Below are 20,675 nucleotides of genomic sequence, written 5' to 3' on the forward strand. Positions count from 1 at the left end.
ATTGCATCTTCCGACAAGAATAAGAGAGCACACCTATGCCCGTACCCGATCTGTTCCGCGACGGCCTGGCCCGTGGCTGGAAAACCCACAATGGCGCCGCCCTGGATCACGACCTGACCCTGGAAGCGGATGTCGCCATCATCGGCAGCGGCGCCGGGGGCGGTACCACCGCCGAAATCCTCAGCGCCGCCGGCTACAAAGTGTTGCTGATCGAAGAAGGCCCGCTCAAGACCAGTAGTGATTTCAAGCTGCTGGAAGACGAAGCCTACGCCAGCCTTTACCAGGAAGGCATCGGCCGCATGAGCAAGGACGGCGCTATCACCATCCTGCAGGGCCGGGCGGTGGGCGGTACCACCTTGATCAACTGGACCTCCAGCTTTCGCACCCCTGACGCTACCCTCTCGCATTGGGCCAGCGAATATGCGGTCAAAGGCCACAGCAGCGCCGAAATGGCGCCCTGGTTCGAAAAAATGGAACAGCGCCTGGGCATCGCGCCCTGGGCGCTGCCGCCGAATGCCAACAACGATGTGATCCGCAAAGGCTGTGAAAAGCTCGGCTACAGCTGGCATGTGATCCCGCGCAATGTGCGCGGCTGCTTCAACCTGGGGTATTGCGGCATGGGCTGCCCGGTCAACGCCAAGCAGTCAATGCTGGTGACGACCATCCCGTCCACCCTGGAAAAGGGCGGCGAACTGCTTTACCTGGCCCGCGCCGAACGGCTCACATACAGCGGCGACACCATCAGCAGCCTCGAATGCGTGGCCATGGACGAACGCTGCGTAGCGCCAACAGGGCGCAAGATCAGGGTGAAAGCCAAGCACTATGTGCTGGCGGGCGGCGGCATCAACAGCCCGGCCCTGCTGATGCGCTCCGACGCGCCCGACCCACACTCGCGGCTGGGCAAGCGCACCTTCCTGCACCTGGTCAATTTCTCCGCCGGGCTGTTCGACGAGGTGATCAACCCCTTCTACGGTGCGCCGCAATCCATCTACTCCGACCACTTCCAATGGCAGGACGGCACTACCGGCAAAATGTCCTACAAACTGGAAGCACCGCCCCTGCATCCAGGCCTGGCAAGCACCCTGTTTGGTGGCTATGGCAACCAGAACGCCTTGGACATGAACCAATTACCCCACACCCACGCCATGCTCGCCCTGCTGCGCGACGGCTTTCACCCCGACAGCCCAGGCGGCACGGTGGAGTTACGCGGTGACGGCACGCCAGTGCTCGACTATCAGGTCTCGCCCTACGCCTGGGACGGCCTGCGCCGGGCCTTCCACAGCATGGCCGAGATTCAGTTCGCGGCGGGGGCCAAATCGGTCAAGCCCCTGCATCACGACGCGCGCTTTGTGAACAACTTGGCCGAAGCGCGCAGCGTGATCGACGGTCTGAACCTGGAACTGCATCGCACCACCCTGGGCAGCGCCCACGTGATGGGCGGTTGCGCCATGGGTGAAGACCCAAAAAATGCCGTTGCCGACAGCCTGGGTCGCCATCATCAGTTGCGCAACCTGTCGATCCACGATGGCTCGCTGTTCCCCACCAGCATTGGCGCCAACCCGCAATTGTCGGTGTACGGACTGACCGCGCAACTGGCGAGCGCATTGGCCGAACGTCTGAAAACGGCATGAAAAGACAGGGTATTCACGGTATCTATCTACATAAGTCGACTTGGCCCACCGGTAATGCTGCGATACCATCCGGTTCCCCAACGGACTCCGCCAGGACGACGCGATGAACCGAGTGTTGTACCCAGGTACCTTCGACCCGATTACCAAAGGCCATGGCGATCTGGTCGAACGCGCCTCTCGCCTGTTCGACCATGTGATCATCGCGGTCGCGGCCAGCCCCAAGAAAAACCCGCTGTTTCCCCTGGAACAACGTGTGGAGCTGGCGCAAGAGGTCACCAAGCACCTGCCGAATGTGGAAGTAGTGGGCTTTTCGACATTGCTGGCGCATTTCGCCAAGGAGCAGAACGCCAATGTGTTCCTGCGTGGCCTGCGTGCGGTGTCGGACTTCGAATACGAATTCCAGCTGGCCAACATGAACCGCCAATTGGCGCCGGACGTGGAAAGCCTGTTCCTCACGCCGTCGGAGCGTTATTCGTTCATTTCCTCGACGTTGGTTCGTGAAATCGCTGCTTTGGGCGGAGATATCACCAAGTTCGTGCATCCAGCTGTAGCAGACGCACTGACATTGCGCTTCAAGAAGTAAGGCTCATTGTGGCGAGGGAGCTTGCTCCCGCTGGACTGCGCAGCAGTCCCAATCCTTTCATCCCTCACCACAGAGACAGGCTCGCACTGCGGGCGTCAATGCGGCACAATTGCGCGCATTAGTTTTCAGATGCCTTGGCAGAGTGCCCTGGCAGGAGTTTCCATGTCCCTGATCATCACCGACGATTGCATCAATTGCGACGTCTGCGAACCCGAGTGCCCGAACGCCGCCATTTCCCAGGGCGAAGAGATCTACGTGATCGACCCTAACCTGTGCACCCAGTGCGTCGGTCACTACGACGAACCGCAGTGCCAGCAGGTATGCCCGGTGGATTGCATTCCGCTGGACGAGGCACACCCTGAGACTGAAGAGCAGTTGATGGAGAAGTACCGCAAGATTACCGGTAAGGCCTAAGCCTCTTCATTGCCCGTAAGGGCCTCATCGCAGGCAAGCCAGCTCCCACACCTGGATATATGAATACATTCAAATGTGGGAGCTGGCTTGCCTGCGATAGCAATATCAGCCTTCACCCAGCAATCAGCTCTGACACCTGGGGCAAAACACACTCGCCCGCTGCCCCAGCACCACATTGCGCAGCTCAGTGCCGCAGACCTTGCATGCCTCGCCGCCCCGGCCATACACGAACAGTTCCTGCTGGAAATACCCCGGCTGCCCATCGCCGCCGATAAAGTCCCGCAACGTGGTGCCGCCCCGCTCGATGGCAGCAGCCAGCACCCGCTTGATTTCAATCGCCAGCTTCAAATATCGCCCGCGTGAAATCCCGCCAGCGGCGCGGCGTGGGTCAATCCCCGCTGCAAACAGCGCCTCGGTCGCATAGATATTGCCCACGCCCACCACCACCGCGTTGTCCATGATGAACGGCTTCACCGCCATGGACTTACCGCGAGACAGCTGGAACAAGCGCTCGCCATCAAACAGGTCGGTCAACGGCTCCGGCCCCAGCCGCATCAGCAGCTCATGGTTGTGCGGGTCGTGGCTCCAGAGCATCGCACCGAAGCGCCGCGGGTCGGTGTAGCGCAGGGCCATGCCCGATTCCAGCTCGATATCCACGTGCTCATGCTTGGCCGCGGGCATGCCGACTTCCACCAGGCGCAAGTTGCCCGACATGCCCAGGTGGCTGATCAAGGTGCCCACTTCGGCATTGATCAACAGGTATTTGGCCCGGCGCTCCACCAGCACGATGCGCTGCCCTGACAGGCGCACATCCAGATCTTCCGGAATCGGCCAGCGCAGGCGCCGCTCACGCACTACCACGCGGCTGACGCGCTGGCCTTCCAGGTGCGGGGCAATGCCGCGTCGGGTGGTTTCGACTTCTGGTAACTCGGGCATATGTACCTCTTGAATGACGGGTCAGTGCGCGCCCAGTTCGCGGATCGACAACTTCAGGCTCTCGAAGTCGTAGTCCGACAGGCCCACGTAATCCAGCACCAGATGGCCGATGGCATTCCACTCGTGATCCACTGGCTGATTGCCCAGTACGCGATAGGACGAACAGATATGCTCGGCCATCTTCAAAATGGCCAGCAGGTTCTTGAGCTGTGGGTTGCGCGACGTCTCATCGCTGAAAATCGCCAGGGCGTTATGGTGATTGGCGATGGCGTCGGTGACATGCTCCGGCAGGCGCCAGGACTTGGCGGTGTAGTAGCCGACTACCGCATGGTTGGTGTGGAACGCTTTGTTTTCGGTGTCGACCACGCGGCAATCCGGGGCGGCATTGGCGTAGGCCTCTTCCAGCACCGCCATGTAATTGGGAAAGCGCTTGAGCATCAGCGGCACGCCACAATCATGGAACAGGCCCAAGGCATAGGCTTCGTCCACGGCCTGGGAACCGGTGCGCTTGGCCAGGGTGAGGCAGGTCATGGCCACATCCTGGGCGGTGTCCCAGAAGCGGTTGAGGGTGACGATGGTGTCGTCGCACATCTCACCCTTGATCGACTGCGCGTTGATCAAATTGATGATCGAACGGCTGCCCAGCAGGTTCACCGCACGCTGGATCGAAGCGATCTTATTGCTCAGGCCGTAATACGGCGAATTGACGATCTTCAGCAGTGCACCGGACAAGCCCGGGTCCTGGGAGATCAACCTTGCAATCACTTCCAGGTCCGGGTCGGGCATATACTGCTCCATCTGCAAATCCACCATGATTTGCGGTTGAGGCGGCACGCTGATGCCTTGCAGGGCCTGTTGGATCTGCTCGGGGGAAAGCTCTTGGGACATAAGTACACACTCTGGGCTAGGCGCGAATTCTACCCCTTATGCCGATGTGGCCGACACCCAAAAACCCAAGTGAAACCCGATCGAATGTGGGAGCTGGCTTGCCTGCGATAGCCTCACCACCGTACGTCTGATACACCGCGCCGCCCGCATCGCAGGCAAGCCAGCTCCCACATGAAAGAGTGCGCAAAGGGTATACTCCCGCTCTTTTTTCCGGAGCGACGTCATGTCCCTGCCAAGCCTGCGTCTCAAAGCCAACGCCGATCGTCGTTTGCGCAACGGCCACCTGTGGGTCTACAGCAACGAAATCGACGTGGCCGCCACCCCACTCCACGGCTTCCAGGCAGGCGACCAGGCTATCCTGGAAGCGGCCGGCGGCAAGACCCTGGGCATCGTGGCCATGAGCCCGAACAACCTGATCTGCGCCCGCCTGCTGTCGCGCGACATCAAGTTGCCGCTGGACAAGTCGCTGCTGGTGCACCGCCTCAACGTCGCGCTGTCCCTGCGTGACCGCCTGTTCGACAAGCCGTTCTACCGCCTGGTCTACGGTGATTCCGACCTGCTGCCGGGCCTGGTGGTCGACCGTTTCGGCGACATCCTGGTGGTACAGATCGCCTCGGCGACCATGGAAGCGCATAAAGAAGATGTGATCGCCGCGCTGACCCAGGTGCTCAAGCCCAGCGGCATCCTGTTCAAGAACGACTCCGCCGCACGCGACGCCGAAGGCCTCAACCGCTACGTCGAAACCGTATTCGGCCTGGTGCCGGAGTGGGTGGCGCTGGAAGAGAACGGCGTCAAGTTCGAAGCCCCGGTGATCCAGGGCCAGAAAACCGGCTGGTTCTACGACCACCGCATGAACCGCGCCCGCCTGGCCCCGTATGCCAAGGGCAAGCGAGTACTGGACCTGTACAGCTACATCGGCGGCTGGGGCGTGCAGGCTGCAGCCTTCGGAGCCAGTGAAGTGTTCTGCGTCGACGCTTCGGCCTTCGCCCTCGACGGCGTAGAGCGCAACGCCGCGCTGAACGGCTTTGCCGAGAAGATGACCTGTATCGAAGGCGACGTCTTTGAAGCGCTTAAAGAACTGAAAGCCAGCGAAGAACGCTTCGACGTGATCGTCGCCGACCCACCGGCCTTCATCAAACGCAAAAAAGACATGAAAAACGGCGAAGGCGCCTACCGCCGCCTCAACGAGCAAGCCATGCGCCTGCTCAGCAAGGACGGCATCCTGGTCAGCGCGTCGTGCTCGATGCACCTGCCGGAAGACGATCTGCAGAACATCCTGCTGACCAGCGCCCGCCACCTGGACCGCAATATCCAGATGCTCGAACGCGGCGGCCAGGGCCCGGACCACCCGGTGCACCCGGCGATTGCCGAAACGCGCTATATCAAGAGCATTACGTGCCGGTTGTTGCCCAATAGCTGATTAAAACCGACCCCTTCGTAGGAGCGAGCTTGCTCGCGAAGAACGAATAGACCCCACGGGCTACCTGATAGCGCTGCGTTATCGTTGTCGATCTTCGCGAGCAAGCTCGCTCCTACAGGGAAGGGAGCCTTATAGCCAGATGGCGTCCCATAGTGGGTATTGGCCAATGTGCTCGACCAAGCCTGCGCGCAAGGGGTTTGCGACGATGTAGCGAGCCATTGCCTTCAAGTCTTCCCCACGGTGCAGCGCTCGGTCGAAATAGCCTTTTTGCCAAAGCACTCCGAAGGACTGTCTTGCCTTATTGACTGCACGGGCACTTCGCGATTTGGTTCGCTGCATGAGCCTGGGCAAATCGCCGTTGTGCAATTCCACCAGCCAGTGGAAATGATCGGGCATGACCACCCAGGCTAATGATGTTGCATCTCCTTCTTCCTGAGCCTTTCTGAATTCGCGGACCAGCAAGCGACCGATAAGCCAGTCTTGAAAAATGTGTTGCCGTTGATGGGTGACAGCCGTTAGCAAGTAGATACGGCCCGATTCTGAATAGCGCCCTTTACGCAGTCGATGAGCATTTTGCTGGGTGGACATTCCTTCGTCCTCTTCTGTGATTGGAAGATAAACGGTAGGAGCCAGCGCGCCAGCGAGGCCTTAAACAGTGGTTCCAGATATGTCTTGCCGTTGTAGGAGCGAGCTTGCTCGCGAAAAACGAATAGTCACCCCGGTCCACCTGATAGCACTGCGTCATCGTTGACGATTTTCGCGAGCAAGCTCGCTCCTACAAGAAGTCGGTGTAGAATCGGCCCTATTCATCGCCAGTCATCCCCCGGCGGGTTTATGAGCTCGAGGCCCAAGCAAGCGGCGATCCCGCGACGCGAGTGGCAACTTCCGGACACACGGCCATTTTCTGAGTGTTCCAGTCGTCAATTAGAAGCTCACTCCCCTTTAGTACTTGATTAGCCGCCCGGAGTGCTCCAATGCCTGATTACCGCTCGAAAACATCCACCCACGGCCGCAACATGGCCGGTGCGCGCGCACTGTGGCGTGCCACGGGGATGAAAGATGACGACTTCAAGAAGCCGATCATCGCGATTGCCAACTCTTTCACCCAGTTCGTGCCGGGCCATGTCCACCTCAAGGACCTGGGCCAACTGGTCGCCCGCGAGATCGAACGCGCCGGTGGCGTGGCTAAAGAATTCAACACCATCGCCGTGGACGACGGCATCGCCATGGGCCATGACGGCATGCTGTATTCCCTGCCGAGCCGCGAGATCATCGCTGACTCCGTGGAGTACATGGTCAACGCCCACTGCGCCGACGCCATTGTGTGCATCTCCAACTGCGACAAGATCACCCCCGGCATGTTGATGGCTGCCTTGCGCCTGAACATCCCGGTGATCTTCGTCTCCGGCGGGCCGATGGAAGCCGGCAAGACCAAACTCGCCTCCCACGGCCTCGACCTCGTCGACGCCATGGTGATCGCCGCCGATTCCAGCGCTTCTGACGAGAAGGTCGCCGAATACGAGCGCAGCGCCTGCCCGACCTGCGGTTCGTGCTCCGGCATGTTCACCGCCAACTCGATGAACTGCCTGGTGGAAGCCCTGGGGCTCGCCTTGCCGGGCAACGGTTCCACACTGGCCACTCACAGCGACCGTGAGCAGTTGTTCCTGCAGGCCGGCCGTACCATCGTCGAGCTGTGCAAGCGTTACTACGGCGAGAACGATGAGTCGGTGTTGCCGCGCAATATCGCCAACTTCAAGGCGTTCGAAAACGCCATGACCCTGGACATCGCCATGGGCGGTTCCACCAACACCATCCTGCACCTGCTGGCCGCCGCCCAGGAAGCCGAGATCGATTTCGACCTGCGCGACATCGACCGCCTGTCCCGTCACGTGCCGCAACTGTGCAAGGTCGCGCCGAACATCCAGAAGTACCACATGGAAGACGTGCACCGCGCCGGCGGGATCTTCTCGATCCTCGGCTCCCTGGCTCGTGGCGGCCTGCTGCATACCGACCTGCCAACCGTGCACAGCAAGTCCATCGCCGAAGGCATCGCCAAATGGGACATCACCCAGACCGACGACGAAGCCGTGCACACCTTCTTCAAGGCCGGCCCGGCCGGTATCCCCACCCAGACCGCGTTCAGCCAGTCGACCCGCTGGGACACCCTGGACGACGACCGTGAAAACGGCTGCATCCGCAGTGTCGAGCACGCCTACTCGCAAGAAGGCGGCCTGGCCGTGCTGTACGGCAACATCGCTCTGGATGGCTGCGTGGTGAAAACGGCGGGCGTGGATGAGTCCATCCACGTCTTCGAAGGCCGCGCCAAGATCTACGAAAGCCAGGACAGCTCGGTACGCGGCATCCTCGCGGACGAAGTCAAGGAAGGCGATATCGTGATCATCCGCTACGAAGGCCCTAAAGGCGGCCCGGGTATGCAGGAGATGCTTTACCCCACGTCCTATCTGAAATCCAAAGGCCTGGGCAAAGCCTGCGCCCTGCTGACCGACGGCCGTTTCTCCGGCGGCACGTCGGGCCTGTCCATCGGCCACGCTTCCCCGGAAGCTGCTGCCGGCGGCGCGATTGGCCTGGTGCAGGATGGCGACAAGGTGCTGATCGACATTCCAAACCGCTCGATCAACCTGTTGATCAGCGATGAAGAACTGGCGGCACGCCGGGTTGAGCAGGACAAGAAAGGCTGGAAGCCGGTGGAGAAGCGTCCGCGTAAAGTCACCACCGCGTTGAAGGCCTACGCGTTGTTGGCCACCAGCGCCGACAAAGGTGCGGTACGCAACAAAGCCATGCTCGACGGCCTGTAAGCCCCGCGCATAAAAAAGCCCCGCCAGGTGCGGGGCTTTTTTTGTCTGCAGAAAATCCCCAAGACATTGGAGATCAAATGTGGAAGCTGGCTTGCCTGCGATTGCATCACCTCGGAGTATATGAAGTACCGAGGTGTGTGCATCGCAGGCAAGCCAGCTCCCACAGTGACTGCACTTCGACTTAAGGCTCTTTACTGAATCTCCTCCGGTTTCACGATCACCCAGTTCTTGTCCGCCGTCACCGGTAGCCCTTCCTTGGCTTGCGCCGCCGCGTGCTTGGCGATCATGCCGTTGAGTTGGGTCATGTACTTGTCTTTGCGGTTGATCCACAGGTGGACGCCGCCCTTGGCCACGTCCACATCGTGGAACAGCATGTAGCCGTCGCTGGTCGGTGTGTCACCGCCGACAATCACTGGTTTTTTCCATTCGTCGATGTAGGTTAGGATCGCCGCGTGCTTGCCGGCCATCCAGGTCGCCGGGGTCCACAGGTAGGGGGTCAGTTCCAGGCCGAGGTTGCTATTCTCGTCATACTTGCCAGCAGTGATCTGTTTGCGTGCGGTGGTCAGCTCGCCGGTCTTGCGATCCTTGAGCAAGGTGGTCACGCCGATGACGTTCTCGGGTTTGACGTTGTAGCCGTACTTCGGATCAGCCGCGACCATGCGCACCAGCTCCTCGGACGCGGCGGTCATCACATAGACCTCGATGCCGTTTTCCATCAGTTTGTTGTACAGCTCGGCCTGGCCGGTGAAAACTTTCGGCGGCTGTACCTCGGTTTTTTTCACCACGTCGCCTTCGAAATAGCTGACCGGCACGGGCTTGCCGGAGGCCATCAGCTCGTCGACCTGCACTTTGAGTTCCTTGAGGGTGAAGCCGGAAAAAATCTGCGCAACCCAGGGGTAGCAGACCATGTCGTCGACTTCGCACAGGCGATAGTAGTAGCTGAACAGACTTTCCTTATGGTCGGCGGTGTCTTTGAAGGGGATAAGCTTGAGCGAAGGGTCCATGGTTTCGCGGGTGATCAGGCCCTTGTTTTCCATGAACGGCAGCAGCGACTCTTCAAGGTCATAGCGGTAGCTGGTGTTGTCCATGTCGAACACCGCGTAGTTACCCTTGTTGGCATTGGCGGCGATCATTTCGTTGAGTTGTTTGGCGGCAGGTGCCGGCCAGTGTTTCAACTCGGTGGCGGCAAACGCCTGGCTGGCGAGCCCGAGGCAAAAGGCGGCGGATAACAGTAGTTTCGGCGCGAGCTTCATAGGCGTTGTCTCCCTCAAGTGAAAGACATCGACGCTAACAAATCCGTATGACAGTTATCGCCCGAGCGCGACCGCGGACGTCGCGATTGCGCCAAGGGCATACGCCTGAGCGTCAAACGCTTATTCCAAAAACGACAGTCGCCATTCCATATTGGTATTAAATCAATATATTTCAAGCTGTTAGGCTTCCCGGTTCGCAATCGCAGGCTCACGCGATTGGCTGCCTTCTCAACGGAGCTTCAATGAATCTGCCCCTGATTCTCAATTTATTGGTGTTCGTGGCCCTGTTGCTGGGCCTGGCACAAACCCGCCGTACTAACTGGAGCCTGGCCAAGAAGGTGCTGTTCGCCCTGGTGCTTGGCGTGCTGTTCGGTGCGGCGTTGCATACGATCTACGGCGACGGCAACCCGGTGCTCAAAGCTTCGATCGGCTGGTTTGACCTGGTCGGCAACGGCTATGTGCAGCTGCTGCAAATGATCGTGATCCCGCTGGTATTCGCCTCAATCCTCAGTGCCGTGGCGCGCCTGCACAACGCCTCGTCCCTGGGCAAGATCAGCTTCCTGACCATCGGCACGCTGCTGTTCACCACGGCCATCGCGGCCCTGATCGGCATTGGCCTGACCAACCTGTTCGGCCTCACTGCCGAAGGCCTGGTGGCCGGCACCCAGGAAATGGCGCGCCTGCAAGTGATCCAGAGTGATTACGCAGGCAAGGTTGCCGACCTGAATATCCCGCAGTTGCTGCTGTCGTTCGTACCGGCCAACCCGTTCGCCGACCTGGCCCGGGCCAAGCCGACGTCGATCATCAGCGTGGTGATTTTCGCCGCGTTCCTTGGGGTTGCCGCGCTGCAACTGCTCAAGGACGACGTGGAAAAAGGCCAGAAAGTCCTTAACGCCATCGACACCCTGCAAGCCTGGGTGATGCGCCTGGTGCGCCTGGTGATGAAGCTGACCCCCTACGGTGTGCTGGCGCTGATGACCAAAGTGGTCGCCGGTTCCAACCTGCAAGACATCATCAAGCTGGGCAGTTTCGTGGTGGTGTCGTACCTGGCCCTGGGCCTGATGTTCGTGGTGCACGGCCTGCTGCTTTCCCTGGCCGGGATCAACCCGCTGCGCTTCTTCCGCAAGGTGTGGCCGGTACTGACCTTTGCCTTTACCAGCCGTTCCAGCGCTGCAAGCATCCCGCTGAGCATTGAAGCGCAGACCCGTCGCCTGGGCATCCCGCAATCCATCGCCGGCTTCGCCGCCTCGTTTGGCGCGACCATCGGCCAGAACGGTTGTGCCGGTCTTTACCCTGCGATGTTGGCGGTGATGGTCGCGCCGACTGTGGGCATCAACCCCTTGGACCCGCTGTGGATCGCGACCCTGGTGGCGATAGTGACCTTGAGTTCGGCGGGCGTTGCCGGCGTAGGCGGCGGTGCGACCTTTGCCGCGCTGATCGTGCTGCCGGCCATGGGCTTGCCGGTGTCACTGGTGGCGCTGTTGATTTCCGTGGAACCGCTGATCGACATGGGCCGCACGGCGTTGAACGTCAATGGTTCGATGACGGCGGGTGCGATTACCAGCCAGATCATGGGGCAGACGGATAAGGCCTTGCTGGATGCCGATGAGCATGCCGAGTTAGCGCAGGTCTGATAGACCGCTATCGCAGGCAAGCCAGCTCCCACATTTGAATGTATTCACACATCAAACTGTGGGCGCTGGCTTGCCTGCGATGCTTTTAGGCTTTTTCCCACACTTCGAAGTTGTAGGCCGGCTTATCACCTTCAGCCGGATTCTCGACATTCGACACCAGCTTCCACTGGTTCATATCAAACTCTGGAAACCACGCATCCCCTTCCGGGCTCAGCGCCACGCGGGTCAGGTACAAGCGATCGGCCTGTTCCAGCCCCTGTGCATACAACTGCGCGCCGCCGATCAGCATCAGCTCGTCCACGCCTTGCGCCTTGGCCCATTCCTCAGCCCGCTCTACCGCCGCGTCCAGTGACGGAAACACTTGCGCACCTTCCAGCACAAGATCGGTCTGACGGCTGACCACCAGGTTCAAGCGCCCCGGCAGCGGTCGGCCCAGGGAATCCCAGGTCTTGCGCCCCATGATGATCGGCTTGCCAAGGGTGGTGGCTTTGAAATATTTGAAATCCCCCGGCAAATGCCAGGGCATGCTGTTGTCGACGCCGATCACACGGTTTTCACCGAGGGCTGCGATCAGGCTTAAGGGGAGAGTTTTTTTCATGGCGACGAGAATACCAGAGCGGCGAGCCAGCGGTTATGCTCCAACCTCATCAACACGACAGGACGGCGCGTGACTGCACTGAACCCGCTGCACAGACTTTGGCTGACAGAAACCGTGCGCCTGCGGGAAGAACACGCCGGCCCCCTGGAAGACCTGGAAGCCAACCGCTTGGCCCGCACCGCCGGGGGCGACCTGGCCACGCGCATCCAGCAGCGTGCGCTGCACTTGGCCGAGCGCGATGGTTTGGCCGCCGCGCTCAGCCGCTGGCTGCAAGGCGCACGCCTGGCGCTGTTGTTACTGGCGGCGGTCGCCGTCGTCAGCGGCGCCGGTTTGGCGTTCGCCGCGCTGGGTAATGGCCTGGCCCCGGTGAATGTGTTCTGGGCCTTGGGCAGCCTGCTCGGCCTGAACCTGATCTTGCTGATCAGTTGGGCCCTGGGCCTGCTGTTTGCCGGCGAACACAGCGCCAGCCTTGGCCGGCTGTGGTTGTGGCTCAGCGAGAAACTGGCCCGTGACGCCAAGGCCGCGCAACTGGCCCCGGCGTTGTTGCTGTTGCTGCAACGGCAAAAACTCAATCGCTGGGCGGTGGGTGCGCTGGTCAACAGCTTGTGGTTGCTGGCCTTGCTCAGCGCCCTGGTGATCCTGCTGACTCTGCTCGCCACCCGCCGCTACGGGTTTGTGTGGGAAACCACCATTCTCGGCGCCGATACCTTTGTCGCCGTGACCCAGGCCCTCGGCACACTCCCGGCTCTGCTCGGTTTCAATGTGCCCACCGTGGAGATGATCCGCGCCAGCGGCGACTCCGCGCTGAATATCGAAAGCGCCCGCCAGGCCTGGGCGGCCTGGCTGGTGGGCGTGTTGCTGGTCTACGGTCTGCTGCCGCGGTTGATCCTTGCCTTGCTGTGCCTGTGGCGATGGAAACGCGGGCGCGCAGCGTTGCACCTGGACCTCAACCTGCCCGGTTACGCCCAACTGCGCGAACGCCTGATGCCCAGCAGCGAGCGCCTGGGGGTCAACGATGTGGCGCCCGAACACCTGCACCCGATCAGCGGCGGCGCAAGTGAGCTGGAGAGTGATGGCGCCTTGCTGGTCGCCATCGAACTCGACGACCAACACCCTTGGCCCCCCAAACTGCCTGCCAACGTCAAGAACGCCGGCATCCTCGACAGCCGCGAATCACGCAACAAACTGCTGGAGCAACTCAGCCGTTTCCCTCCCGCGCGCCTGGCCATCGCCTGTGACCCGCGCCGCTCGCCCGACCGTGGCAGCCTGGCGCTGATCGCCGAGCTGGCACGCAGCGCCACCGACACCCGCGTATGGCTGCTGCAGGCACCACCGGGCCAGGCGCTGGACGCCGAGCGCCTGGGCGACTGGCATGCCGCGTTGCAACAGCTTGAAGTGTCGTTTGCCGATTGCGCGCCGCTCACTTGGCTGGAGACAGGTCATGACTAAACCGCTGAAACTCGCCGTGGTCGGCCATACCAACGTGGGCAAAACCTCATTGTTGCGCACCCTCACCCGCGATGTCGGCTTTGGCGAAGTGTCCCATCGCCCCAGCACCACGCGGCACGTGGAAGGTGCACGCCTATCGGTAGATGGCGAAGCTTTGCTGGAGCTGTACGACACTCCCGGCCTGGAAGACGCCATCGCCCTGCTCGATTACCTGGAACGCCTCGACCGCCCCGGCGAACGCCTGGATGGCCCTGCGCGGCTGGCGCGTTTCCTGGAAGGCAGCGAGGCGCGCCAGCGTTTCGAACAGGAAGCCAAGGTGCTGCGCCAGTTGCTGGCCTCCGATGCCGGCCTGTACGTGATCGACGCTCGCGAGCCGGTGCTGGCCAAGTACCGCGACGAACTGCAAGTGCTGGCCAGTTGCGGCAAGCCGTTGTTGCCGGTGCTCAACTTTGTCAGCAGCAGCGACCACCGTGAACCGGACTGGCGCGAAGCCCTGGCCCGCCTCGGCCTGCATGCGCTGGTGCGTTTCGACAGCGTGGCACCGCCCGAAGACGGCGAACGCCGGCTGTATGAAAGCCTGGCCCTGCTGCTGGAAAACTCACGGCCGCAGTTGGAACGCCTGATCCTCGATCAAGAAGCCCAGCGCCAGGCCCGCCAGCAAAGCGCCGCCCGCTTGATCGCCGAACTGTTGATCGACTGCGCGGCCTGCCGTCGCAATGTCGTCACCGAAGATGAACAGCAAGCCATCGGCGATTTGCGCAAAGCGGTGCGCCAACGGGAACAAAAGTGTGTTGATGCCCTGCTCAAGCTGTACGGCTTTCGCCCACAGGACGCGGCGGCCAGCGACCTGCCGCTACTGGATGGGCGCTGGGGCGACGACCTGTTCAACCCCGAAACCCTCAAGCAACTGGGCGTGCGGGTGGGTGGCGGGATCGCCGCCGGCGCAGCCGCCGGTGCGGGCGTGGACCTCCTGGTCGGCGGCCTGACGCTGGGCGCTGCTGCCCTGGCGGGCGCGATTGCCGGCGGTGCGCTGCAAACCGCGCGCAGCTACGGCAGCCGCCTGATGGGCAAGATCAAGGGCCAACGCGAACTCACCGTCGATGACAGCGTGCTGCGCCTGCTCGCCCTGCGCCAGCGCCAGTTGCTCAAGGCCCTGAACCTGCGCGGCCATGCGGCAATGCACAGCATCAAGGTCGACACGCCCCAGGACAAAACCTGGCGCGAGGGCAAACTGCCCGACGCCTTGAACAAGGCCCGCGCCTATCCGCAATGGTCGTCCCTCAATCCCCACGCCAAACTAAGCCAGGCCGAGCGTCAAGAACAGGTCGAAGCCCTTGCCATGCGCCTCGACGAGACCTAAGCAGTCATCAGCACCTGCCGGGCCTTGGCCTTAAGCACCTCAAGGTCCAGCACCGGCACCTGCATTTGCTTGGCCTGCTCGTCCCAGTGGCGCATACGCAAGCTCACGGCATACAACGGGTCTTGCTCAAAGGTCCGAGCCTCTTCTGCGCTCATGACGCCGCCTTGGTAAGCCAGAGTGCGACGGCTGGCTTCGCTCAAGCGGGCGAAATAGTCCGGTTGGCTGAAGGTCAGGTAACGCTTGGCTTGGACGTGGTATTCCACCAGCCTGGCCAGGCGTTCGCTGAAGCCTGCTCGGCGCAGGTAATCGGCGCCCAGCCGCTCGTGGCTGACCACGCCATAACCGCCCATGTTCGCGCCGCCCTGGCCGCAGAGATGGCCGATGTCGTGGAAAAACGCCGCCAGCACCACCTCGTCGTCAAAACCTTCGGCCATGGCCAATTGCGCGGCCTGGGACATGTGCTCGATTTGCGACACCGGCTCCCCGATGTAGTCAGCCGTGCCATGTTGCTCGTACAAGCCAAACACCTGGTCAATCGCCTGTTCCGGGCTCATCGCGTCGCGCCCCACAGTGTGCTGATATTACGCTCGGCCATCGCCGGCCCCACGCTCATCCCTACGCCGGTGTGCATCAAGGCAGCGCTGACGCCAGGTGCCGCCTGAACAAACGAAAAAGGCCCAGGCCCGCGCGAACCGTAGACGCCCTGCCAGCGCTCCACCACCTGGACCTTGCAACCCAGGGTCTGTTGCGCCAGTTCGATCAGCCAGTCATCCACCTGCTCGGCGTTGAAGGGCGACGGATCGCTGTCGTAATGGTGGGAGTCACCGATGATCAACTCGCCATGGGGCGTAGGGCTGATCAACAGGTGAATGCCGTGCTCGTGCAGGTACGGCGTTTCGCGCAAGATCTGCGCCTGCACCGCGGCCGCTTCCGGCAGGTCGGCAAAGGCGCCGTAGTGCACGCAGCTTAAGCCGGTGAGTAAGGCATGTTGCAGGTTCAGGTTGAGCACCGGCCGGGCGCGCAGCATTTGCAGGCGACAGGTTTGCGGGTTGAGCGCGGCGATGGCGTCGGCCAGCAGGGTTTGATAGTCATGGCCGGAGCAAACAATGATCTGCTCGCCGCGAAAGCGGCCTGCCGTGCTGTGCAACTGGCCCGGTTCAACCTCGCGCACCAAGGTAGAGAAGTGAAACTCCACGTTAAGCGCCTGGCTCAGGTAATGGATCAGCGCCGGGATCGCCTCGCGGGAGTACAACTGCTGGTCATCCTTGCCATGCAGGGCGGCGCGGTGATGGCGGAACTGGCCGGCGTACAGGTCGTTCATTGCAGCGCCTTGCAGCAGCTGGACGTTGTAGCCGTGCTCCCGCGCGCGCCCGGCGCAGAAGGCTTCGAGCAGATGCTCTTCGGCTTCGGTGCGGGCGAACAGGTAGGAGCCATTGCGCTTGAGCGCCAGGCCCGCCGCTTGCGCCCACTGGCCCCAGATTTCGCGGCTTTCCCGCGCCAGGTCGAGCATTGGCCCTGGTGGTTGACCGGTGACCAGTGCCTGGCCGAAGTTGCGCACTGAGGCGCCCAATGGCATGGCGCTGCGCTCGAACACCTTGACCTTGAGGCCGCGCCTGGCGGCGGCATAGGCGTGGGAGAGGCCGAGGATGCCGGCGCCGACGATCAGTAAATCGCTGTGTTGTGTCATGACATGATTTTCCTGTCCTTGAGGCCGCAATCGCAGGCAAGCCAGCTCCCACACTTGAACGGGTTCACACATCAAAATGTGGGAGCTGGCTTGCCTGCGATGAGGCCATCAGCCCTAACGAAAGCCCTACTGACCGGCTACCTTCTCCGACTTACCGTCATAACGCTTACGCCATTCGGCCAAGATGCTGTCACGGTTCTTGGAAGCCCAGATAAAGTCGTTCTTGATCAACCGTTGCTCATAGTCCGCCGGCAATTCGGTCTGCGGCTTGGCGATACCCGGTTGCGCGAGCACGGCGAAATTTTCCTTGTACAGGTCCATCGCCGCGGTGCTGGCAGAGAAGTCGGCGAGTTTTTTCGCCGCGTCGGCATGGGCAGTGCCCTTGATCACAGCGGTGGCTTCGATCTCCCAGCCCAGGCCCTCTTTGGGCAGGATGATCTCCAGCGGCGCGCCCTGGCGTTTGAGCTGAACCGCCGGGTATTCGAAGGAAATGCCTATCGGGAACTCACCGGACGCCGCCAGCTTGCACGGCTTGGAGCCGGAGTGAACGTACTGGCCGATGTTCCGGTGCAGGTCGTCCATGTACAGCCAGCCTTGCTTCTCGCCGAAGGTCTGGAGCCAGGCGCTGACATCCAGGAAGCCGGTGCCTGAAGACGCCGGGTTAGGCATCACGATCTTGCCCTTGTATTCGGGCTTGGTCAGGTCCTGCCAGCTCACCGGTTTGGTGAGGCCCTGCTTCTCGGCTTCGACGGTGTTGAAGCAGAGGGTGGCGGCCCACACGTCCATGCCCACCCAGGCCGGAGGGTTGGCGGCGTCGCGGTAGTTTTTACCGATCTTGTCCAAGTCCTTGGGCGCGTAGTTGTCGAGCATGCCTTGCTGATCGAGGATCGCCAGGCTGGAGGCGGCCAGGCCCCACACCACGTCAGCCTGGGGGCGGTCTTTCTCCGCCAGCAGTTTGGCGGTGATGATGCCGGTGGAGTCGCGCACCCACTTGATCTCGACGTCGGGATTGGCCTGTTCGAAAGCTTTTTTGTAGGTCTTCAATTGCTCGGCTTCAAGGGCCGTGTACACGGTCAACTCGGTCTTGGCGAAGGCATTCAGACTGAATGCCGTGAGGACTGCAGCGACCAGCGCCAGGGGCTTGAACATGGAGCACCTCCTTCAGGGATGTTTATTGGCCAGGTGCGCGCTGGCGCCAGGCTTGGGAGCGGCGCAGCGCGCCACGTGAAGCCCACGCCAGCAGCAGCGAGACGCTGGCCGAGGTGAACAGGATCAGGGTCGACATGGCCGCCGCGCCGCCCACATTGCCGGCGTCGTCCATGTTCAGCACCGCGACCGCGGCGAGGATGGTGTCGGGGCTGTAGAGGAAGATCGCGGCGGAGACGGTGGTCATCGCCGAGACAAACAGGTAGCGCAGGATGTCCAGCAGCGCCGGCAGACAGATCGGCACCGTGACGCGCAGATAATGGCGGTACAACGGTGCCTTGAGGGACAACGCGGCGGCTTCGAACTCGGCGTCCAACTGGCGCAAGGCGGTGGTTGCAGTCATCTGCGCGGTGGTCAGGTAGTGCGCAATGGTGCACACCACCAGCAACGCCATGCTGCCGTACAACACATGCAACGGGTTGCCGTTGAGGTTGAAGAAGAACACGTAGCCCAGCCCCAGGACCAGGCCCGGCACGGCCATCGGCACGAAGCTGAGCATGCGCAGCGCCAGGTTGAGGTTCTTCTGGCCCTTGGTCTTTTCCATCAGGTAGGCACCGGTGAAAATCAGCACGCTGCCGATCAACGCCGTGCACAGCGCCATGGTCAGGCTGTTGCGATAGGCCAGCCAGCCACCGCCGGCGGTGTCTTCGAATTGGTAGTGGTTGAGCGACAGCGACAGGTTGTACGGCCAGAATTTCACCAGCGAGGAGTACACCGCCATGCCGAACACCAGCAGCAACGCCGCGCAAATCAGCAGCACGACGGCCAGGTAGCACCCGTCGCGCAGCCGCGATGGCGCTGGCTGGAACACCTGGGCGCGGCCGCTCATCGCGTCGCCATGCCGACGGCGCAACCACGCATCCACGCCAAAGCTGAACAGCGCCGGCAGCAGCAACACCATGCCGATCAACGCGCCGCGACCGAACTGTTGCTGGCCCACCACCGCCTTGTAGGCTTCCAGCGCCAGCACCTGATAATCGCCGCCCACCACCACCGGTACTCCGAAGTCGGTGATGGTCAAGGTGAACACCAGGCAGAAAGCGGCGAACACCGCCTGGCGCGTGGCCGGCCAGGTAATGCTGCGAAACGCCCGGGCCGGGCTGGCGCCCATGCTCGAAGCGGCGTCGAACAAACGCGCATCCGCCAGGGACAACGCCGACAGCAAAATCATCAAGGCATGGGGAAAGGTGTAAATCACCTCACCGAGCACAATGCCCCAGAACCCATAGATATTTTCCGAGAACAAGCCGCGCAGCAGGCCCTGGTTGCCGAACAGATAAACCAGGGCAATGCCCGGCAGCATCGACGGCGCCATCAACGGCAGCAAGGACAGGCCGCGCCAGATGGACTTGCCGGGGATCAGCGTGCGTTGCAGGGCATAGGCAAACAAGTAGGCCAGCGGCACGACGATGGCCGCCACGCTGAGGGAAACTTTCAGGCTATTGCCCAGCAACCAATGAAAGTTGGCGCTGCTCAGCAGTTCGCGAGCGGCTACCAGGCCACCGCCCTGCCCGGCTTCGCTGCTGAAGCCGCGCCAGAAGATCGCCAACAGCGGCGACAGCACCGCCACCACTAACAGCCCCAGCCAGAGCCACTTGCCGCCGACCACGAAGAGGCGGTCGCCCCACTCGGCGCGGGACACCTGGCGCGGTACCGGCAATGTCATCACAGCCCCCATCTCAGGCAAACACCTGCAGGCTGCGCGGCGGCAACGCCACCCAGATGTCCTGGGCGCCCAGGCGCGGCATCGCTTCCGGCGCCAGTTCAGCCAGCAACGCATGGCCCGGCAATTGTTCCAGCTCAAAGCTCATGCGGCAGCGGTTACCGAGAAAGGTGATCTCGCGAACCTTGGCCGGGAAAAGGTTTTCTTCATGCACCAGCGGGTTGACGCAAATGGCTTCCGGGCGGCAGAACAAGCGGCCGGACTGGGCGACACCCGCGTCCTCAGCCAGGCGCATGTTCAACCCACCCACCTGGGCATGGCTGGCGCTGTTACGGCTGAACGGCAACCAGTTGCCCTGGCCGACAAACTCCGCCACGAACGGCGTGGCCGGGCGGTCGTAGATTTCCTGGGGCGTGGCGTACTGCTCGACCTTGCCGTTGTTCATCACGGCGATACGGTCGGCCATCAACATGGCTTCGTCCTGGTTGTGGGTCACCATCAAGGTGGTGATACCCAAGCGCCGCTGCAGTTGACGCAGCTCGGTGCACAGGTGCTCGCGCACCCGGGCATCGAGGGCCGACATCGGCTCATCCAACAGCAATAACGACGGCGCCGGCGCCAGTGCGCGGGCCAGGGCGACGCGCTGTTGCTGGCCGCCGGAGAGTTGGCCGGGGTACTTCTTTTCGCTGCCCACCAGGCCCACCAGCTCAAGCATCTGCGCGACCCGCTTGCGCACTTCATCGCGGCCGCTGCCGGTGAGGCCGTAGCCGATGTTCGCTTCAACGCTGAGGTTGGGAAACAACGCATAGGACTGGAACAGGATGCCGTAGTCCCGCGCCTGGGGTGGCAGCAGGGACACGTCCCGCTCGCCCAGGTAAAGCTCACCGCTGTCCTGGCGCTCCAGGCCGGCAATGCAGCGCAGCAGTGTGGTCTTGCCGCAGCCGGAAGGGCCCAGCAGACACACCAGCTCGCCGGCGGCGACGTCCAGGGAGACGTTGTCCAGCGCGGTGAAGGCGCCAAAGCGTTTCTGGATTGCGCGCACTTTCATCGGTGCGTCGGGTTGGGTCAGGGCTGTGTGCATGGTGGCACCTCATCGGACGGATGAAGGCCATGCTAGGAGGGCAATGCGTAGCGGGT

At 62.0% G+C, this 20,675-nt stretch carries 18 protein-coding genes; 8 read left to right on the forward strand and 10 right to left on the reverse strand.

From position 1 onward, the window contains the following. Positions 1-35 precede the first annotated feature (35 nt). The 3 genes from AC07S6_RS06175 (at position 36) to AC07S6_RS06185 (ending at position 2,628) form a co-directional block, all read left to right on the forward strand. Entirely contained in the window at positions 36-1,631 is a 1,596-nt protein-coding gene (locus AC07S6_RS06175; protein ID WP_495111932.1) for a GMC family oxidoreductase, read from the forward strand. A gap of 103 nt (positions 1,632-1,734) precedes the next feature. Beyond that, positions 1,735-2,214 (forward strand): pantetheine-phosphate adenylyltransferase, encoded by a 480-nt coding sequence (gene coaD, locus AC07S6_RS06180; protein WP_003195136.1) that lies wholly within the window; start codon positions 1,735-1,737, stop codon positions 2,212-2,214. A gap of 162 nt (positions 2,215-2,376) precedes the next feature. After that, entirely contained in the window at positions 2,377-2,628 is a 252-nt protein-coding gene (locus AC07S6_RS06185; RefSeq protein ID WP_003195146.1) for a YfhL family 4Fe-4S dicluster ferredoxin, read from the forward strand. A gap of 123 nt (positions 2,629-2,751) precedes the next feature. Here the strand turns inward: AC07S6_RS06185 and mutM are convergent, their stop codons facing one another. Continuing rightward, positions 2,752-3,564 carry a bifunctional DNA-formamidopyrimidine glycosylase/DNA-(apurinic or apyrimidinic site) lyase gene (mutM, locus tag AC07S6_RS06190; protein WP_014720348.1) on the reverse strand — a complete coding sequence of 271 codons (813 nt, stop codon included), beginning with the start codon at positions 3,562-3,564 and terminating at the stop codon, positions 2,752-2,754. Positions 3,565-3,585: 21 nt separating this feature from the next. Beyond that, the gene (locus tag AC07S6_RS06195; RefSeq protein WP_172832678.1) at positions 3,586-4,398 is read right to left on the reverse strand and encodes an HDOD domain-containing protein; all 813 of its coding nucleotides are present in this window, start codon (positions 4,396-4,398) and stop codon (positions 3,586-3,588) included. Positions 4,399-4,675: 277 nt separating this feature from the next. Between AC07S6_RS06195 and AC07S6_RS06200 the strand changes: the two genes are divergently transcribed. Next, on the forward strand, positions 4,676-5,872 hold the full coding sequence (locus AC07S6_RS06200; RefSeq protein WP_003195152.1) for a class I SAM-dependent rRNA methyltransferase: 1,197 nt from the start codon (positions 4,676-4,678) through the stop codon (positions 5,870-5,872). Positions 5,873-6,001: 129 nt separating this feature from the next. On the opposite strand, the gene AC07S6_RS06205 is transcribed toward AC07S6_RS06200, so the two are convergent. Further along, the gene (locus AC07S6_RS06205; protein ID WP_495111933.1) at positions 6,002-6,460 is read right to left on the reverse strand and encodes an REP-associated tyrosine transposase; all 459 of its coding nucleotides are present in this window, start codon (positions 6,458-6,460) and stop codon (positions 6,002-6,004) included. A 386-nt stretch (positions 6,461-6,846) separates the two neighbouring features. On the opposite strand from AC07S6_RS06205, the gene ilvD reads away from it, so the two are divergent. After that, complete coding sequence (gene ilvD / locus AC07S6_RS06210) at positions 6,847-8,688, forward strand: dihydroxy-acid dehydratase (RefSeq protein ID WP_003195159.1); 1,842 nt, start codon at positions 6,847-6,849, stop codon at positions 8,686-8,688. Between the two features lie 191 nt (positions 8,689-8,879). Here ilvD and AC07S6_RS06215 read toward each other — a convergent pair whose 3' ends face one another. Beyond that, entirely contained in the window at positions 8,880-9,941 is a 1,062-nt protein-coding gene (locus AC07S6_RS06215; RefSeq protein ID WP_495111934.1) for an HAD family hydrolase, read from the reverse strand. 242 nt (positions 9,942-10,183) lie between these two features. On the opposite strand from AC07S6_RS06215, the gene AC07S6_RS06220 reads away from it, so the two are divergent. Beyond that, positions 10,184-11,575 (forward strand): L-cystine transporter, encoded by a 1,392-nt coding sequence (locus AC07S6_RS06220; protein ID WP_014720352.1) that lies wholly within the window; start codon positions 10,184-10,186, stop codon positions 11,573-11,575. 85 nt (positions 11,576-11,660) lie between these two features. On the opposite strand, the gene AC07S6_RS06225 is transcribed toward AC07S6_RS06220, so the two are convergent. After that, positions 11,661-12,173: a dihydrofolate reductase gene (locus tag AC07S6_RS06225; protein WP_019817767.1), complete on the reverse strand. Its 513-nt coding sequence runs from the start codon at positions 12,171-12,173 to the stop codon at positions 11,661-11,663. A 69-nt stretch (positions 12,174-12,242) separates the two neighbouring features. On the opposite strand from AC07S6_RS06225, the gene AC07S6_RS06230 reads away from it, so the two are divergent. Together AC07S6_RS06230 and AC07S6_RS06235 are read left to right on the forward strand one after the other, a co-directional pair. After that, the gene (locus AC07S6_RS06230; protein ID WP_495111935.1) at positions 12,243-13,622 is read left to right on the forward strand and encodes a DUF2868 domain-containing protein; all 1,380 of its coding nucleotides are present in this window, start codon (positions 12,243-12,245) and stop codon (positions 13,620-13,622) included. Beyond that, positions 13,615-14,982, forward strand: coding sequence for a DUF3482 domain-containing protein (locus AC07S6_RS06235; RefSeq protein WP_073451818.1), 1,368 nt, complete (start codon positions 13,615-13,617; stop codon positions 14,980-14,982). The genes AC07S6_RS06230 and AC07S6_RS06235 overlap by 8 nt, the downstream gene beginning before the upstream one ends. Here the strand turns inward: AC07S6_RS06235 and AC07S6_RS06240 are convergent. From AC07S6_RS06240 to AC07S6_RS06260, 5 genes are all read right to left on the reverse strand, one after another. Further along, positions 14,979-15,536: a phosphonate degradation HD-domain oxygenase gene (locus AC07S6_RS06240; protein ID WP_038451874.1), complete on the reverse strand. Its 558-nt coding sequence runs from the start codon at positions 15,534-15,536 to the stop codon at positions 14,979-14,981. The genes AC07S6_RS06235 and AC07S6_RS06240 overlap by 4 nt on opposite strands. Beyond that, positions 15,533-16,669: a TIGR03364 family FAD-dependent oxidoreductase gene (locus tag AC07S6_RS06245; RefSeq protein WP_495111936.1), complete on the reverse strand. Its 1,137-nt coding sequence runs from the start codon at positions 16,667-16,669 to the stop codon at positions 15,533-15,535. Before AC07S6_RS06245 ends, AC07S6_RS06240 begins: the two co-directional genes overlap by 4 nt. A 126-nt stretch (positions 16,670-16,795) precedes the next feature. After that, entirely contained in the window at positions 16,796-17,818 is a 1,023-nt protein-coding gene (locus tag AC07S6_RS06250; RefSeq protein WP_495111937.1) for a putative 2-aminoethylphosphonate ABC transporter substrate-binding protein, read from the reverse strand. Positions 17,819-17,840: 22 nt separating this feature from the next. Then, positions 17,841-19,553, reverse strand: coding sequence for a putative 2-aminoethylphosphonate ABC transporter permease subunit (locus tag AC07S6_RS06255; RefSeq protein WP_054917034.1), 1,713 nt, complete (start codon positions 19,551-19,553; stop codon positions 17,841-17,843). Position 19,554: 1 nt separating this feature from the next. Continuing rightward, positions 19,555-20,619 carry a putative 2-aminoethylphosphonate ABC transporter ATP-binding protein gene (locus AC07S6_RS06260; protein ID WP_495111938.1) on the reverse strand — a complete coding sequence of 355 codons (1,065 nt, stop codon included), beginning with the start codon at positions 20,617-20,619 and terminating at the stop codon, positions 19,555-19,557. Between the last annotated feature and the right edge of the window lie 56 nt (positions 20,620-20,675).

Source organism: Pseudomonas sp. GW821-FHT07B01, assembly GCF_059419065.1.

What these genes read in the sequence shown, in the direction of transcription:
- AC07S6_RS06245 (WP_495111936.1), bottom strand. Translation starts at nt 16,669, where the DNA reads ATGACACAACACAGCGATTTACTGATCGTCGGCGCCGGCATCCTCGGC.
- AC07S6_RS06240 (WP_038451874.1), bottom strand. Translation starts at nt 15,536, where the DNA reads ATGAGCCCGGAACAGGCGATTGACCAGGTGTTTGGCTTGTACGAGCAA.
- AC07S6_RS06185 (WP_003195146.1), top strand. Translation starts at nt 2,377, where the DNA reads ATGTCCCTGATCATCACCGACGATTGCATCAATTGCGACGTCTGCGAA.
- AC07S6_RS06200 (WP_003195152.1), top strand. Translation starts at nt 4,676, where the DNA reads ATGTCCCTGCCAAGCCTGCGTCTCAAAGCCAACGCCGATCGTCGTTTG.
- AC07S6_RS06260 (WP_495111938.1), bottom strand. Translation starts at nt 20,619, where the DNA reads ATGCACACAGCCCTGACCCAACCCGACGCACCGATGAAAGTGCGCGCA.
- ilvD (WP_003195159.1), top strand. Translation starts at nt 6,847, where the DNA reads ATGCCTGATTACCGCTCGAAAACATCCACCCACGGCCGCAACATGGCC.
- mutM (WP_014720348.1), bottom strand. Translation starts at nt 3,564, where the DNA reads ATGCCCGAGTTACCAGAAGTCGAAACCACCCGACGCGGCATTGCCCCG.
- AC07S6_RS06220 (WP_014720352.1), top strand. Translation starts at nt 10,184, where the DNA reads ATGAATCTGCCCCTGATTCTCAATTTATTGGTGTTCGTGGCCCTGTTG.
- AC07S6_RS06225 (WP_019817767.1), bottom strand. Translation starts at nt 12,173, where the DNA reads ATGAAAAAAACTCTCCCCTTAAGCCTGATCGCAGCCCTCGGTGAAAAC.
- AC07S6_RS06255 (WP_054917034.1), bottom strand. Translation starts at nt 19,553, where the DNA reads ATGGGGGCTGTGATGACATTGCCGGTACCGCGCCAGGTGTCCCGCGCC.
- AC07S6_RS06215 (WP_495111934.1), bottom strand. Translation starts at nt 9,941, where the DNA reads ATGAAGCTCGCGCCGAAACTACTGTTATCCGCCGCCTTTTGCCTCGGG.
- AC07S6_RS06175 (WP_495111932.1), top strand. Translation starts at nt 36, where the DNA reads ATGCCCGTACCCGATCTGTTCCGCGACGGCCTGGCCCGTGGCTGGAAA.
- AC07S6_RS06205 (WP_495111933.1), bottom strand. Translation starts at nt 6,460, where the DNA reads ATGTCCACCCAGCAAAATGCTCATCGACTGCGTAAAGGGCGCTATTCA.
- coaD (WP_003195136.1), top strand. Translation starts at nt 1,735, where the DNA reads ATGAACCGAGTGTTGTACCCAGGTACCTTCGACCCGATTACCAAAGGC.
- AC07S6_RS06235 (WP_073451818.1), top strand. Translation starts at nt 13,615, where the DNA reads ATGACTAAACCGCTGAAACTCGCCGTGGTCGGCCATACCAACGTGGGC.
- AC07S6_RS06250 (WP_495111937.1), bottom strand. Translation starts at nt 17,818, where the DNA reads ATGTTCAAGCCCCTGGCGCTGGTCGCTGCAGTCCTCACGGCATTCAGT.